This is a genomic window from Leptospira sarikeiensis, from assembly GCF_004769615.1.
GTDB lineage: Bacteria > Spirochaetota > Leptospiria > Leptospirales > Leptospiraceae > Leptospira_B > Leptospira_B sarikeiensis.
The window spans coordinates 163,570-179,866 of the sequence record NZ_RQGF01000007.1; the positions used below are offsets into that span (position 1 = coordinate 163,570).

Below are 16,297 nucleotides of genomic sequence, written 5' to 3' on the forward strand. Positions count from 1 at the left end.
ACTGAGCTCACAGAGAGCACGGAGAAAAAACTCTGTGAGCTCCGCGTGAAACATAAAAGAAAAACGCCCGTGGAAAATCCAACGGGCGCAAACAAAATGAATAGGAGATCTAAGTAACTATTAACGTTTTAGACCCAGGACTTCCTGTAACATTTGGTCTGTGGTTGTGATCGTTCTTGAGTTTGCTTGGAAACCTCTTTGGGTAACGATCATATCCGTAAACTGATCGGAAAGATCCACATTCGACATTTCTAATAGACCTGCGTTGATCTTACCTCTACCCGCAACTCCTGCCTCGCCGATCATAGGATCTCCGGAGTTATTGGAGAATGCGAACATCGTATCTCCAGCCTTGTCCAAACCTGCAGGGTTATTGAAGACTGCAGTTGCAATTCTTGCGAGAGGTTGTTTAATACCGTTGGAATAAACTCCGGTTACCGTTCCCGAATTATCGATAGAGAATGATTCCAGATATCCCATAGTGTATCCGTCTTGTTTCACTGCCTTAGTAGTGAAGTCGGAAGAGAACTGAGTGATCCCGTCTACCATTCCAGTTTCGCCTAAAGAAAGATCAAAACTTTGGGTCTGAGGATTTCCAGGAAGTTTGAAAGAAACTTTCGCGTTCAATTTCCCTGTGTTCATCACGTCTGTTCCGTCGGAAACATATACGATCTTTCCATCAGGAGTGAATCCGAACTCAAGCTCAGTAAGTCCAGGCATTTGAGTGTTTTGTCCGCCGGTAGCAGCCACATCCACGGAAAGTTGAGTAGAATCAGTCAAAGACACTCTTGCTTTCCAGGTGTTTTCGCGAACTTTATAGAATTCCATTTTGAATTCTCTTTCTGCACCTTGATCATCAAAAACTTTGATCGTAGTGACATGTCCTCTTCTTGCTTTCGGATCCGGATCATTGATCATAGCAGTGATCTCTTCCTGAGTTGCATCGGGTGGAACGGCTTGCACGGAAGAATTCAAGTTGGATCTGAAATCCACTTTAGAAGTCGCTTTCGCAGGCTCTTTAGAATATACCGGAATGATAATGTCTTCGATAGAAGCGGAAGAATTGATGTATTTATTTCCCTTTTCGTCTAAGCGGGAATTCCAACCTTGCACTTTTAATCCGTTTGCAGGGTTTACATAATAACCATTCTTATCCAGGTTGAACGCGCCTGCTCTGGTGTAGAATTGTTTGTCACCGTCTTTTACGATGAAAAAACCTTCTCCGGAAATCGCAACGTCTGTGTTCTTTCCGGTAGTTTGTAAAGCACCTTGGGTCATGATCTTATCGATCGCTGCGATGAGTGATCCCAGACCGACTTGTTGAGGGTTGACCCCTCCTATGTTTTCCTTAGGCTCAGAAGCGCCTCTTAATTCCTGGGAAATCATATCTTGAAAAGTAACACGTTCCGTTTTAAAACCGTGAGTGTTAACGTTGGAAATATTGTTACCGATCACATCCATCCGCACTTGGTGGTTTTTTAGACCGGAAACTCCTGAATAAAGGGATCTCATCATGGCGCTTATACCTCGAAATTTTCTATCTTATTAATAATTACTGTCGCTTGGTTTTCCCGGAAAACTCCAACCTGGAGCTCCGGAATTGGTTTCTTCGAAACCTGTATCTTGAGCACTCGATTGAGAACCCAAAACATTCTGATTTTGTAATGCTGGTTGTTGTCCTACTTGGTTTGTAGGAGTTCCCATAGGAGCCGCGGCTTTAGGGGCTTGTGCAGGCTGTCCTTCTTGTTGGTTCAGAAGAGCCGGATCAGTGATCAAAGTGATCGCATCCACTTCCACAGTTCTTCCGTTCACTCTTACGAATGTTTTTCCGTCTCCATCAAAGAACAATGCACCTGCAGTTCCTACTACGTTCTCTCCGGTCACGAAATCAGGACCGGATACAATTTTACCCACAAGAGAGAAACTTTGACGGTTACTCATTTTTCCGATCCCTTGGGAGATATTGTTCATCTGTTCCAAGGAAGAGAACTGCGCCATCTGAGCGATGAAGTCCTGGTCTTTTACAGGATTTGTAGGATCTTGAGAAGAAAGTTGAGTGATCAATAATTTCAGAAAATCATCTTTTCCTAATGCTTTCGCAGTGGAGCGTACTTCGATCCCTTGGAGTCCACCTTTTTCTTCTTTCTCCAATTTGTCGAAATGCTTCCTTAAATCGTAACTTCTGTCTCCTTCGAGATAGCGGCTACGGGTAGCTTCGTTAGAAACTGCGTTTACGTCTGGCATTAGTGTCTCCTTAAACTAATATGTTTAAGCGTTTATCAGTATTCTTTTCGGCGAATTCCGGATTTTCTATAGAGTCCATTTCAGAAACTTCTTCCAAATCGGAAGAATTCGAAAAATTTGAAGTTTCGAATCCTAGATCTCCCTCTTCTTTAAAACGAGAAGAGTCCTGTCCGTCATAACTCATCTGAAATGAATCTTCTAGTTCTATGATCAAGGATTGTAAATCCAAACCTTGTTCTTTAAAATCTTTGCGTAATTGTTCCAGATCACCCGTGAATAATTTGAGGACCTGATCGGATTCTACTAAGATCTTTCCTTGGACTTTATTATCTTCCACGCTGATCTGCAAGGATACTCTTCCTAACTCTCTCGGATTTAATCTGAGTGTAGCTTCCGATCTTCCGTTCTCTACTATATTCAATCTTGCAGATTGAACAAGTCTCTGAAAATTCTCTTTCATTTGAGAACGATCCATCGTAGCAGTCGAATTCGTTTTAGATGATTTTGTATTTTGCCCGGAAACTTCTTGGTTCTTTTCTACGACACCAAGACCTGCTTTTAATAAGGTAAACGTGGTTTCATTTCCGTTTCTTTGGGAGAAATCTTGGTTTTGAGATCCTTTTCCGGAAGAATCCTTAGAACTCGCCTCTTCCGCTTGAGCGACCTTTGCAGTTTGGCTTTTAGTAACCATAGAGAGAGTTTCTTGTTTTTTCTCTCTTGTGATCTTCCAATTCTCTGAATCTGGTATTAGATTTTCTTTATGAGCTTCTTTTAATACTGTAAGGACTTTTTCTTCGTTTGCCGGTTTGGAGAATTTGCGCGCTTCTTCCAAATTTTTCAAACCTTCGTCCAGACTTTCTTTTTCCTGGGATTTTTTAATGTCTTTTACAGTACGTTTTTCTTCATCCTTCAAAGGTTTAGAAGAAGATACGTTCTCTTCTTTTTGTTCCGCTTTAGGAGTTTCTTCCTTCGTATGTTTCTGGACTTTTTTAAGAGAGACAGACTCTTCTTGATTTGCTGCGTGTATGACTTCTTTTTCTTTTTTTGCCTCGAGACCGGCTAAAAATGCACTCATCTGAGTAATAAACGGAGAATCCAATTCTTCCGTTTCCAGTTCCAATTCAGAATCCAAATCCTCTTCCGATTCCATTTCTGAGAGATCCGCTTTTTGGATCTTTTTCTCGGATAGACGAACCAGTTTCTCGGACTCTTCTTCGTCTGATCCGATCTCTTCTGTTTCACTCTCTTCTGATTTGGAAAATAATTCGGGTTCTTTAGGTTCTTCTACTTCGCTCGGTTTTTCTTCTCGAACCTCGGATCCTCTTTGCCCTTCTTCTAAAACTTTTTGGGATCGAAGTTGGATGGACTTCATCAGGTCCATAAAGCTCACAGAGGGCGCAGATGTTTTTTCCGAAAGAACGGAAAGTTTCGGTTCTGCCGAAATAGAATATCCTTCTTCTCTTGTAGGTCCTTCCGTTCTGATCTGCATAGTTCGCCCCTTGCAGTATTAAGGATCGAAAGATCCGGAAATTCCTTGATCGATTTATAAGATTATCTTCTTCCTTTATTTGACTATGTCACATTAGAACTGGCCTCTCCGAGGATCCGGCATGAATTTTAGATCAATGGGCTGGAGTTCCTGCCATAAGAAGATCCAAAATTTCGGTATGGCCCTGCCCTTCCGCTAAAGAAAGCACAGTATTTCCCAAATCATCGCTTAAATTCGGGTCTGCTCCGTAACCGATAAGAGTTTTGAAAATTTCCACTCTTCCAAAAAGGGCCGCATACATAAGAGCCGTCTGCCCTGAAACATTCTTTTGATCCACCACACATTTTGCCTGGAACAGTCTTTTTACGATCCCAAGATGACCTTTAAAAACGGCACCCATAAGCGCAGTATTTCCTCGATTATCCTTGGAACAAGGATCTGCGCCTTTAGAAAGTAGGAACTCCACCGCATCTTCTTGGCCGTAATATGCTGCATAAATCAAAGCGGTATATCCCTTGGAGTCCTTAGATTCTATATTGATCCCAGAGTCCAAAAATTTTCCGAGAGAAATGACATCCCCGACTTTGGCGGAATCGTAAAACTTACCATTTTCGTCTTGGATCGCCTTATATCCTTCTTCCTGGGCCAATAAAAAATAAAAGATCCCGCATACAAAATATATTAGAAAAAAATAAAATAATTTCATAATCCCCTTCCCTGCGGCCCTATCCGGGCCGCATTGTTCTCGTTTTTTCGGTGAAATTTATTCCAATTCGCTTGCGACTTTTCTCACTTCTTTTAGATCGATCCCTACTTCTTTAGCCAACCTTTCTCCGTATTCGGGATCAGCTGAGTATGTATGAGCCAGGATCTTAGTTTTGATCTTAGGATTCTGAACAGCTTTCAAATCTCCGGAGAAGTTCCTGATCAAAGCGGATCTTTCCTTCTCACTATAACTTCTATACAATTCTCCCGCTTGTTTGAAGTTTAATGTTTTTCTGATCATCGCCTGTTGAGTAGCGCCGCTGAGTTTAAAGTTCGAAAACTTATAACTTGGTTCTTCCGAGTATATCCCTCCGGACCTGGATTGTCCTCCCTGGTAGGAATTCGGTTGGTAGTTGATATTTCCTTTTCCTTCCGAATATTTTAAGGCGCCGTCTTGGCCATGGGAAGAAACCGTACTGATCGGACGATTCACAGGTAGTTGTATCCCGTTGACTCCCAATCTGTATCTTTGGGTATCCGCATAAGAGAATAGTCTTCCTTGCAGAAGTCTGTCCTCGGATGGTTCTATACCTGGAACCAGATTAGAAGGAGCGAAACCGGATTGTTCCGTATGTTCGAAAAAATTCTCCGGTACTTGGTTTAGCGTCATTTTTCCTAATGTAATAACTTTCAAATTCGGAATACGGATCCATTCCTTAGTCGGATCCAAAGGGTTGAACTCGAAATCGTTCAATTTTTCTGGATCCAAGATCTGAGCTTCCAATTCCCAGGAAGGATAACTTCCTTTTTTGATGGAATCATATAAATCTTTTGTCATATGATTGAATTCTTGTGATTGGATCTTCGCAGATTCTTCCAAGTTTAAGGTCTTGATCCCTTGCAAACTTTTCCAATGGAACTTCACATAAGAAACTTTTCCGGAAGAATTCACGAATTTGAATGCATGAACTCCGTTCCCGTCCATTTCTCTATACGTCGCAGGGGTTCCCAAATCGGAATATAAGTAAGTTAGCATATTCGTGCTTTCAGGAACATGTGAGAAAAAATCGAAGAATCGATTCGGATCCTGCAAGTTAGTAACCGGAGAAGGTTTTAGAGAATGCACCATGTCCGGGAATTTCATCGAGTCTCTGATGAAGAATACCGGAAGATTATTCCCAACTAGATCCCAGTTCCCTTGCTCAGTATAAAACTTAGTAGCAAATCCTCTCGGATCTCTTAAGGTTTCAGGAGAACCGCTTGGATGAACTACGGATGAGAAGCGAACGAATACCTTGGTTTGTTTTCCTTTCTTAGAAAATAAGACCGCCTTGGTAAGTTCATTCTGATCCCCATAACTTGTGAATGTTCCGTAAGCACCAGTTCCTCGTGCATGCACAACTCTCTCCGGAATTCTTTCCCGATCGAAACGAGCTAGTTTTTCGATCAAATGAGAATCCTGGAGTAACACTGGCCCAGTCTCTCCTGCAGTTTGCGAGTTTTGATTATCCCCTACAGGAGCTCCATTTTCTCTAGTCAAAGTTTCTCCCTGAATGGAATGGGAGAAAATAAGCCCGAGAAATAGAAGTCCGCTGATGATCTCTACTTTCATATTTATACCTCTACTTTTATTTTAGAATAGTTCTAAATCTAGAGCAATTCAAAAAATTTAGAAATATGAAAATTTTAGAATGATTCTAAAACAAAGATGACAAATAGACAGATTATTTATATTTTTTTTAGAATGGAAGGAACTACATCCCAACTTACGAAAGTTTTTATCTAGAATAAAAAGGGAAAAACTCCGCCTAGTAGAGCGAACTAGGCAGAAAGGAGACAGGGAAAATGGCAACGCAAGTAGAACTTAGATTCCGGGTGATTTTGGAACGTTTATTCATTTATAGATTATCACTGCCTGGAGCGAATCCAGTATGTAGGAGTTCCTACTCTCAATTATATCCGGCGTATTCTTCCAGGATCCAAGAGTGAGCGTCTTGGACTGTCTTATATAGATCCTCTAATTTATGAAGATCCATTTTGAGAGAGCCGTTTTCAAAATGCAAATGAACATGCCCGCAATTGGCGCATAGATCCACGATAAAATATTCTCTTTCCGAAATCCGAATCGGGCGGCAGTATTCTTCCATACAATTCCTCTTTTTATATATTTGGTTTCGGATATTGATTGTCAAATGATTTTAAGTCTCAATATCATATAATCGAATAAATTTCACCCCTTTCAGAAGGAATCGCCATGAAAAATCTTCACCAAGACAAAACAGGAATCATCTTCTTATTTCTAACCATTCTACTTTTTATAGGAACTCTTTGGAGATTGTTCTCTTTACCATGGTCGAATTGGATTTGGTTGACCGGTTTCTTAATTACATTTTTTATCCGTGCACCTCATGCAAAAAGAAACCAAGAGAATACGAACTCCACAAGCAGACATGACGGTTCTGAAAAATTATTACTGATCGGGATGTTTTTGAGCATGAGCGTTTTGCCTTTGTTGCATCTCGCCACGAATTGTTTTTACTTCGCGAATTATAATCTGCCGGAATGGGCGACTTATTTAGGAATCGTTCTGCAGATTTTGTATCTTTATCTTTTCTGGAGATCTCATTATGATCTTGGAAAAAACTGGTCTCCCGGTTTAGAAATTCGAAACGGACATACTCTTGTAACGAACGGAATCTATTCTAAAATCCGTCATCCAATGTATTCTTCTATTTGGTTGGGGGTAATTTCTCAATCCCTTTTGATTCAAAATTGGATCGGCGGCGTTAGCGTTATACTTGCATTCGCGTTCATGTATTTTTTGCGAGTTCCAAAAGAAGAAGAGATGATGAAAACCGAATTCGGCTCCGAATACGAAGAATATAGAAATCGGACCGGAAAAATTTGGCCGAAATTCGGTTGATGCAGGATAAGGTCTTTAAGTCTCCATGATTTTATTTTATAAAAAATTTTCTAAATTTATAATACTCTTAACGCTCGTGTTTTCTCTCGACCAATGCAGTTGTGAAGGAGATCCGTGTCGAACTCTCCCCGGAGCTTATGCCCAAGCCGTATTTTTTCTACTCTTCCCTCCTACGCCTCCATTCTCCGGATCTTGCACATTACAAAACGATTGTATAGATTTCAAAGATGCTACATTCGAATCGGTCCATGCAAATATTTGTAATTACCGGGGAGGAATTTATAAATCGAATATTCAATGCGATTTAACTGGAAAACAATCGAAATGTTCTCTATTGCAACAAACCGGAATCTTTAGATCCAAATATTATTATGATAGTTCCTGGAATGGCTCCTCCGCTACGGATCATTGCCAGAATCAATTAAAAGGAGTTTATTCTAATTTATGAAAACAAAACTTCTTCCAGGTGTACCTTTCACTTTAGGATTTCTATCGATCGTCGGAATTTATTTATCGGCACCTTTTCCGAACGACTCGCCTGGTTGTTGCACGAACCAATCTTTATTTAGTTTTTCTTATGAATACGCCTATTGCGATACTCCGGACTCTTCTATCTGTAATGAACTGCAAGTAGACGGTTCTGTTGAAGGTTCGGTAAATAAATTATGCCCTTTATATTTTCCGGACTCTAATACGATCAATTCATGCCCGAATACAAGAGTTGCGACCTGTTACGTGAAAGGACCGGATATAAAAAAGATTTATCTAAACACAGGGACCACTCCATGGGATCTTAGCTCTGCATCCGCAGATTGTTCGAGCCTTGGAGGAAGTTTGCAGTAATTATCTAAGTAAAATTTTTACTTAGAATGGATCTCTTGGAGAGAACGGATCGTAAATCCTTTGTCGGTCATCTCCATCATTCCTTTGATAAGCGCTTTGGCAGCACTCGCAGTAGTCAAACAAGGGATCTTATAACGGATCGCTGCCTGGCGGATCGCAAAACTATCGTCTCTTGTAACTCTACTAAGAGGAGTATTCAGTATAAGATGGATCTTGTTCTCTCTAATATAATCTAAAGCAGTAGGGAATTGATTGTCATATACCTTATTGATCTTAGAAGAAAGTATTCCGTTTTCGGATAAGAACTTATGGGTCCCTTCTGTAGCGATCAAAATGAATCCCAGATCGGAAAGGTCCTTGATATACTTCAGTAGATCTTTCTTATCCTTATCGTTTACGGATACGAACACGGTTCCTTGAGATGGAAGTTCCTCTCCGGCCATGTACTGGGATTTTAAGAAAGCCTCTCCTGCAGTGTCGGCGATTCCCATCACCTCACCTGTGGATCTCATCTCAGGTCCTAGAATTGTATCTACACCTGGAAATTTATTAAAAGGTAATACTGCTTCTTTTACGTTTACAGTTGGGAACGCCATCTCTTTGGGAAGAGGAAGTTGACCCAAGGTCTCTCCCATCATGATACGAGTTGCGTATTTTACAATCGGATGTCCAAGCGCTTTAGAAACGAAAGGAACGGTCCTGGAAGCTCTTGGATTTACTTCGATCACATAGACTACTTCGTCTTTGACAGCGTATTGGATATTAATGAGCCCTTTGACTTGTAATTCCAGGGCTAGAGCTCTTGTCGCTCTTCTGATCTCTTCCAACACGTTCTTAGATAAGGATTGAGGAGGAAGAACACATGCAGAGTCTCCTGAGTGGATCCCTGCTTCTTCGATATGCTCCATGATCCCTGCGATGAATACGTCTTTACCGTCGCAAAGTGCATCCACATCCACTTCTACTGCGTCTTCTAAGAATGAATCTATAAGAAGAGGTCTGTCCTCGGAGATTTCTTCCGCCTTCTCCATATACTTATCAAGGTCTTTTTCTTCGGTGATGATAAGCATTGCTCTTCCACCCAAAACATAACTCGGGCGAACGAGTACCGGATAAGTGATGGAATTTGCGATCTTACGAGCTTCTTCCGTAGAAGTAGCGATCCCATTCTTAGGAGAAATTAATTTCAGTTTTTCTAATACTTCAGCGAAACGTTTTCTATCTTCCGCTCTGTCTATTGAGTCGGGACTCGTTCCGAGAATTGGAACTCCTCTACTCTCCAGATCTTTTGCCAGTTTTAAAGGAGTTTGGCCCCCGAACTGGATGATCACTCCAGCAGGTTTTTCCTTCTTATAGATCTGGATCACGTCTTCCAGAGTCAAAGGTTCGAAGTATAATCTGTCCGAAGTATCATAATCCGTGGATACGGTTTCCGGATTGGAATTGACCATAATAGATTCAACATCCAAATCCTGGAGCGCGAAAGAAGCATGACAGCAACAATAATCGAACTCGATCCCTTGGCCGATACGATTCGGACCGCCGCCCAGGATGATCACTGATTTTTTGGAAGTTACGTTTGTCTCATCCTCTTCATCATAAGAAGAATAGAAATACGGGGTGTAAGCCTCGAATTCGCCTGCGCAGGTATCGATCCTTTTATAGATCGGATCTATTTTAGAAGATTCTAATGCAGATTCGAGAGTTTTCTCCTCTTTTTTGAGGATTGCTCCTATCTCCGCCTTTTTCTTATCAGGGGTTTGGGAAGAAGAGAGTATCTTATCCACGTCGGATTTTTTAGCAAGATATGCTAATTGTCTATTAGAGAACCCTGCTCTTTTCAGCTTCCCTAAGATTGTATTCCCTTTTTCCGAGAATTCTTTCTCCAGATTTTGAAGATCTTCGAATTGATATAAAAACCAAGGATCAATTTTACAAAGGTCGTGGATCTCTTCTACACTATAACCTTCTTCTAATGCTTTTTTCACATAGAAGATACGTTTATCGTTCGGTCTTCTTAAGAAGGAATCGATCCTCTCTTTCCTTTGTGGTGCGGATAAAGAATGAAATTCTACAAGTTCTGCGAAGTTCCCGTCTGAACCGAATCCGAAACGATCGATCTCCAAGGAACGCATTGCCTTTTGGAAACTTTCTTTAAAAGTCCTTCCGATCGCCATGGCTTCTCCCACGGCTTTCATCTGTACTCCTAATGTATCATCGGTACCAGGGAATTTTTCGAATGCGAATCTAGGGATCTTAGTAACAACATAATCGATAGAAGGTTCGAAAGAAGCCGGAGTTACACGAGTAATATCGTTTTTGATCTCATCCAGAGAATATCCGATGGATAATAATGCTGCGATCTTTGCGATCGGGAACCCAGTTGCTTTAGATGCAAGTGCAGAAGATCTAGAAACACGAGGGTTCATCTCGATAACGATCACATCTCCGTCTGCCGGGTTCACTGCGAACTGGATATTGGATCCACCTGTTTCCACTCCGATCTCTCGGATGATCTTGATGGACATATCCCTAAGATTTTGGTATTCTTTATCGGAAAGAGTTTGTTGAGGAGCAACAGTTATAGAATCCCCGGTATGAACTCCCATCGGATCTATATTTTCGATGGAACAAATGATCACCACGTTATCCGCGAGATCTCTCATTACCTCTAACTCGAATTCTTTCCAACCCAAAACGGATTGTTCTAATAATACTTGGCTGATAGGAGAAGCCTTAAGGCCTTTGCCGACTACTTCGTCGAAAGTTTCCTCGTCATAAGCGATCCCACCTCCGGTCCCGCCCAGAGTGAATGCAGGTCTTACGATCAAAGGAAGACCGATCTCGGCCTTGATCTCTGCGGCTTCTTTCAGATTTGTTACGAGGCCGGAACGAGGGACTTTTACCCCGATCTTCTCCATTGCTCTTTTGAAAAGTTCTCTGTCTTCCGCCTTTTTAATGGCTTCGATCTTAGCTCCAATAAGCTCTACATTATATTTTTCTAATATTCCTGCATTATGGCATGCAAGCGCAAGGTTTAATGCGGTTTGACCTCCCACAGTGGGAAGGATTGCGTTTGGTTTTTCTTTTTCTAAGATCTTTTGGACAACTGCAACTGTTAGAGGTTCCACGTAAGTGGCATCTGCGAGATCAGGATCAGTCATGATCGTTGCAGGGTTGGAATTTAGAAGGATTACCCGGATCCCTTTTTCTCGGAGGGCCTTAGCGGCCTGAGTTCCGGAATAGTCGAATTCGCAGGCTTGGCCGATAACGATCGGCCCGGATCCTAAGATAAGAACGGAGCGGAGATCTTCCCTTTTGGGCATATTATTTCCAGGATTTTTATTCTGGCCTGTACTTCAAGTCTTTCCGGATCAGAAAGTAAAAAGCCAACATTTAGTCTTCCGATTTTGGCAGAAAATAATCTCCTGCCTTCTTCCATTTCCCGGATCCAAGTAGTAGGAGTTCCAACTTCTGTTTCAGGTCCCCGCAGGATGAAATTGGTAGAGGTTTTACGTTCCAAGGGTCTTTGACCCTGTCGTAGCAGAAATACTCGACTCCTTTGGGACTAGGAACGTAGATCAGTTTTTTGGTCCTGGTTTGGAGCATTCTATGTTTAGAAAAAAGAACGGTTTCCTTTGCATACGGATCAGAAACGGTCACGCTATTGTCATCGTTCGAGTCGATGGTATGTAATTCTAAAATATTCGGATATCGGATCCGATCCTTTTGGAAAAAATGATCTCCCCGATCTGAGAACCAAATCCCAGTCTCTGAATATACGGATCTATCCTCATTCCACAGTTCCGTTTTAGGAAGCCTAGTTAGATCCTTCCCTTTCAAAGAAAAGGAGGGTTTGGGAGAAATTTCCAAAGCGGAAAGAATCGTAGGAAAAAGATCCAAAGAGCTCGTGACACCATAAAAATTCCGGATCTGTTTTCTTTCAAAAGACCTTGGATATTTGATGAGCAAAGGGATCTTGGTGACTGCTTCCCCTCTTAAATGTTCTCCATGCCCATGACTATGGTCCTCTTCGAATAAGGACTCCCCATGGTCGGAAGTCAAAACGATAAGTGTCTCGTCATACTGGCCCGATTTTTTCAATTCTTCCAGAATTTTTCCGACCCCGGAATCAAATGCGGTAAGAGAAGCAGAATAAACGGATCGTATCTGTTCTTCTTCTCTCTTATCCGGTTTATCCGAATTACTAGGATCCACAAAACGGAAATATTTAGAAGGTCCGTAATAATTTGGGTCAGTATTTTTATAAAAAGGATAAGGAGGGCTATAAGGAAAATGAGTCACTGAAGAGAAGAATAGAATGAAGAATGGTTTATCCTTTTTTTCAAATAAGGAAAATAGATCCGGAAGTATGCGGGAATCATCTCCTAAACTCGGCAAAGAGCGGATAGAAGAAAGATATTCTCCTCCTCCGAAAAAAGCTCCGGTCAAGACTGGAAGAAAAAACACCTGAGACTCTATGGTCCTTTGTTGGGTCAACGTTTCCGCATTAAAGTTCGGAGCATACACATTTTGGAATCCCCAATTCGCTCTTGGAAAAATATCCCCTGCAAACGAGGACACCACGGAAGTTCTATAATATTTTCCTAAAACACTTGGAACAGTCGGAATGGAGACTCCGAGTTTGGAGCGATCCGCCTTATCCGGGAACATATCTTGGATCCCATGTTCAAAAGAATATCTTCCCGTGAGAAAATCCGCCCAGGAAGGAAATGTTCTAGGAATCGTAGTGTGATGGTCCCAAAATACGACAGACTCTTCTGCCAAACCATCTATATTCGGAGTTTTGTTTTTTTCTCCTCTTACAAAACCTAACTGGTCCTGCCTTACGCTATCCGCAGATAGGATCAGCACATTTGTCTTGGAAGAAATTTCAAAATTTTCAGCTCTGCTTTCACCGGAAGAAGAATGAGAAAATACATCTGTTACAAAAAAAGAAAATCCAAATCCTAAGATCAGAAAAATAATCCATGCCAAATCTTTTTTGGAACGAGAAATGGAGAGATCCAGGGAATAAAAAACGGAAACACTTAAAATTCCCCATGCTGACCCGTAAAGATGAAATAAGTAAAATAGAATAATAAAAACTGAATATCTTATCAAAGACTCGTAAGAATTTGATTTCCAATATGAAAAACCGGTCCGAAAAACTTGAATGGATAGAAAAACAAATAGGATCGACGTAAAAACAAACGGAGAAAAATGATCCGTGATCAAATACAATAATCCTAATGCCCAAGAATGTCTGTAATAGAAAAACTCTCCATACACCTGCGGGTAATAGGCAACCGATCCGCAAAAGAGCAAAAACAACACCGAAAATAATATTAAATAAATATTAAGTATTTTAATCTGTTTCCCTTTCTTCCATTCGGAAAATCCCGGACCTAAAAAAATGATAGCGATCCCGATAAAGAAGGAAAAGGAAGAAAAGATCACTCCGCTCAAATCTTTTAGTAAAAGAGGAATGAGACCATAAAACAATGAGATAAACTCACTGATATCCACTCCCATAACATGCAAAGAAGTATTCGTGATCAAACAGAGTAGAGTAAGAAAGAATACAAAAATCCCGGAATGGATCCACGGATTTCCGGATGAAACTCCGGACCGAATGTATTTTTTAAAATTAGACCAGAACTCGTACATTTAAACAGTTCCTACCGAAGGAACGAGGAGTAAAACCTTCCCAATCCAAAGGAGTAGGAGACTGGACTATGATCGCAGCAACTCCAGGCTCGTTTTGTATGATCTCTTCCACAACGTTTTTCAATTTTGCAGTTTTCTTTTCCCAAAAAGAATAAGGAGGATCCATAAAATACACTTTTGTTTTTTCGGTAATATCGAATCCGGAATAAAAACGAAAAGCATCCTTTCTCAGAACTAAATGAGGTTTTCCTAATTTATCCAGAACACCTTTCAGGCTTTCGAATCTGTCCCAGGCGAGTTCCAGAAAAACCGCTCTTGCGAAACCCCTACTTAGGGATTCTATTCCCATTTGACCGGAACCTGCAAAAAGATCTATAAATGCGGAATCTTCCAGCTGTAAACGACCTTGTAATTGTAATGACTCGATAATATCGAATAAGGATTTTTTAATGATCGCGGGAGTGAAGTTACTCTTACCTTCCGGGCTCACTGGAGAAGGGATCAATCTACCTTTTAATTCTCCCGTTTGGATACGAAGACCTTTTGTTTTTTTTCCAGGTTTCATTTTTCCTCTTTTTTCTTATCCAAATTCATTTCCAAAATCCGGATCCTTTTCCCCAATTTGGAATCACTCGGAACAGACTTAATCTTATCCAGGACGGAATTTGCAGCTTCGTATTCCTGAGAAGAATACAATATACAAGCGTAAGTGTAAACCCCTTCGGAATAACGGACCGAAGATTCGCCCTTACTCATGAAAATTTTTCCCCATCTTGCGCCTGATTCATAAGCTTCCAAAACTAGGGCCCGTTCTAAAAATAAAAAAACAGAATTATAAAAGATCGCGGGTTGTTCCTTCGATCTACCGTAAATACTGAGCAAGGTCTTATCAATCTCTTCCAAACTCGCTTCAGAAGCCACATATAATAGAAGGATCTTGTAGTCAAATTCTCCGGATCTGAGAGCCGGCCTGGAGACCCTGACTAAAATATCGTAATTTCCTTTTTTATAATATTCATATACTTGATCGAAATCTACGGCCGAGATCCGATCGAAAGGAAAAATATGGAAAATAAAAATGAGGATAACGGCCCTAGAAAAACTTTTTATAAAAGTATAGGGCCGCAAAAAGATTAGAGTTCGATTACGCTTGAAGAACCGCACATGGAGCAGATATGATTTTCGGGACCGTCATAGGATCCTTCTGCGTCATCTTCCCAACGATGATCACAATCCTCGCAAACAAAAGTGACAGCGTCCTCGTCGAGATAATCCTCGTCGCCGTCCGTTTCGTAATCCTCGTCAAAATCGTAATTATAAGGCATATTTACACGGAATCCAAGGCAGCTCCCAGAGTCAAGCCGGAGTAAGCATTCGAAACCCAAAAAATAAGTGAAAGGTCCGGGCTTTTTTGAGAATCTGTCAGATACATGCTCTACCAGGCCAACCACAGAAGTTATAGAAAAAAAGCGAATTATAAGCCCTTGATTTTTTTCCTGCTACTACTCGCGCTCGCAGGGATCGCCTTTTTTTTCCGACAGGATATCAAGAACTTGTTTGCGGGAGATAGACGTGTTCTTCTTGAAAAGGAGAGAAAAATACTCCAAGAAGGGATCGTAAAAGGAGACCCGAAAGAAGGAGAGATCAAAGAATTCAAATCCACTGCAAAAGATTTTCTAAGTTCCAATCCTAAAGAAGGGATCTCCTACCATTATGCCGCTCTTTCGGGATATTACGAATTTCTGTTATTAGGTTTCCGTTTTGATTCTGTTACTCTTTCCAAAATTGCATATACCGGTTTCGAAGAATTTTTAGAGCAAGACAGTTCTTATCTACCTCTTGTAGAAGATTCCTATAGACAGGCTCTTCGCGCACAAGCGGTCGATCCTGAATTTTTAGAATCGACTGATAATCGTTATTTGATCGCATTCGGTGAATCTATTCGCCAGAAATTAAGTCGTTCCGCATTGAATAAACTTCTAATCTCTATTGAGCCTGAAAAACTAAGTTCGGAATTAAAAGCAGGATATGCATGGACCTGCTTAGTGGGAAGTTCCTTGTCCGGAAATACCGAATTCCTAAAAAAGATCCTTTCCCAACAGGATATTTCGGGGTCACTCCTTCTTTCTGCGAGAGAATCCGATTTTCTGATCGCATTATCCGAATTTAGAGCAGGCCAATACGTATCTTCCTTAAATTATTTGAGAAGGGTCAAAAATATTAACGAAGACTTTCTCACCGGAAGTTCCAAGATCCTGGAAGCAAGGATATTCTATTACCAAAACCTTTCTCCGAAAGCGATCCTACTCTTGGAAGAATACTATCCGACTGCTGGAGATAGAAAAGAAGAAGTGATAGCTCTTGCAAAAGAGATCATTTCCAAAAACCAAACCTTGAAGACAAAACTTCCTATAGAGGATTGA

Annotated in this window: 14 protein-coding genes; 3 read left to right on the forward strand and 11 right to left on the reverse strand. The window is 41.0% G+C overall.

Going from position 1 to position 16,297, the window contains the following annotated elements:
• Window positions 1–120: 120 nt before the first annotated feature.
• From flgE to EHQ64_RS01825, 6 genes are all read right to left on the reverse strand, one after another.
• Window positions 121–1,515 (reverse strand): flagellar hook protein FlgE, encoded by a 1,395-nt coding sequence (gene flgE, locus EHQ64_RS01800; RefSeq protein WP_135647798.1) that lies wholly within the window; start codon window positions 1,513–1,515, stop codon window positions 121–123.
• A 30-nt stretch (window positions 1,516–1,545) separates the two neighbouring features.
• Window positions 1,546–2,244: a flagellar hook capping FlgD N-terminal domain-containing protein gene (locus tag EHQ64_RS01805; protein ID WP_135647799.1), complete on the reverse strand. Its 699-nt coding sequence runs from the start codon at window positions 2,242–2,244 to the stop codon at window positions 1,546–1,548.
• A 10-nt stretch (window positions 2,245–2,254) separates the two neighbouring features.
• Window positions 2,255–3,733 carry a flagellar hook-length control protein FliK gene (locus EHQ64_RS01810; protein ID WP_135647800.1) on the reverse strand — a complete coding sequence of 493 codons (1,479 nt, stop codon included), beginning with the start codon at window positions 3,731–3,733 and terminating at the stop codon, window positions 2,255–2,257.
• Window positions 3,734–3,866: 133 nt separating this feature from the next.
• The gene (locus EHQ64_RS01815; protein WP_135647801.1) at window positions 3,867–4,439 is read right to left on the reverse strand and encodes an ankyrin repeat domain-containing protein; all 573 of its coding nucleotides are present in this window, start codon (window positions 4,437–4,439) and stop codon (window positions 3,867–3,869) included.
• 57 nt (window positions 4,440–4,496) lie between these two features.
• Window positions 4,497–6,050 (reverse strand): catalase, encoded by a 1,554-nt coding sequence (locus EHQ64_RS01820; RefSeq protein ID WP_135647802.1) that lies wholly within the window; start codon window positions 6,048–6,050, stop codon window positions 4,497–4,499.
• Window positions 6,051–6,387: 337 nt separating this feature from the next.
• Window positions 6,388–6,585, reverse strand: a complete 198-nt coding sequence (locus EHQ64_RS01825; protein ID WP_135647803.1) for a hypothetical protein — start codon at window positions 6,583–6,585, stop codon at window positions 6,388–6,390.
• Between the two features lie 107 nt (window positions 6,586–6,692).
• On the opposite strand from EHQ64_RS01825, the gene EHQ64_RS01830 reads away from it, so the two are divergent.
• Together EHQ64_RS01830 and EHQ64_RS01835 are read left to right on the forward strand one after the other, a co-directional pair.
• Window positions 6,693–7,361 (forward strand): protein-S-isoprenylcysteine O-methyltransferase, encoded by a 669-nt coding sequence (locus EHQ64_RS01830; RefSeq protein WP_135647804.1) that lies wholly within the window; start codon window positions 6,693–6,695, stop codon window positions 7,359–7,361.
• 444 nt (window positions 7,362–7,805) lie between these two features.
• Window positions 7,806–8,204: a hypothetical protein gene (locus EHQ64_RS01835; protein ID WP_135647805.1), complete on the forward strand. Its 399-nt coding sequence runs from the start codon at window positions 7,806–7,808 to the stop codon at window positions 8,202–8,204.
• Window positions 8,205–8,221: 17 nt separating this feature from the next.
• Here the strand turns inward: EHQ64_RS01835 and carB are convergent, their stop codons facing one another.
• The 5 genes from carB to EHQ64_RS01860 all read right to left on the reverse strand — a co-directional run bounded on the left by carB (window position 8,222) and on the right by EHQ64_RS01860 (window position 15,199).
• Window positions 8,222–11,530, reverse strand: coding sequence for a carbamoyl-phosphate synthase large subunit (gene carB / locus EHQ64_RS01840; RefSeq protein ID WP_135647806.1), 3,309 nt, complete (start codon window positions 11,528–11,530; stop codon window positions 8,222–8,224).
• A gap of 70 nt (window positions 11,531–11,600) precedes the next feature.
• Entirely contained in the window at window positions 11,601–13,874 is a 2,274-nt protein-coding gene (locus EHQ64_RS01845) for a sulfatase (RefSeq protein ID WP_135647807.1), read from the reverse strand.
• Window positions 13,855–14,439: an RsmD family RNA methyltransferase gene (locus EHQ64_RS01850; RefSeq protein ID WP_135647808.1), complete on the reverse strand. Its 585-nt coding sequence runs from the start codon at window positions 14,437–14,439 to the stop codon at window positions 13,855–13,857. The genes EHQ64_RS01845 and EHQ64_RS01850 overlap by 20 nt, the downstream gene beginning before the upstream one ends.
• On the reverse strand, window positions 14,436–15,002 hold the full coding sequence (locus EHQ64_RS01855) for a hypothetical protein (RefSeq protein WP_135647809.1): 567 nt from the start codon (window positions 15,000–15,002) through the stop codon (window positions 14,436–14,438). Before EHQ64_RS01855 ends, EHQ64_RS01850 begins: the two co-directional genes overlap by 4 nt.
• A gap of 5 nt (window positions 15,003–15,007) precedes the next feature.
• The gene (locus EHQ64_RS01860) at window positions 15,008–15,199 is read right to left on the reverse strand and encodes a hypothetical protein (RefSeq protein WP_135647810.1); all 192 of its coding nucleotides are present in this window, start codon (window positions 15,197–15,199) and stop codon (window positions 15,008–15,010) included.
• 105 nt (window positions 15,200–15,304) lie between these two features.
• Here EHQ64_RS01860 and EHQ64_RS01865 point away from each other — a divergent pair, with 105 nt between their 5' ends.
• A complete protein-coding gene (locus EHQ64_RS01865; protein ID WP_135647811.1) occupies window positions 15,305–16,297 on the forward strand; it encodes a hypothetical protein in 993 nt (330 codons plus the stop codon).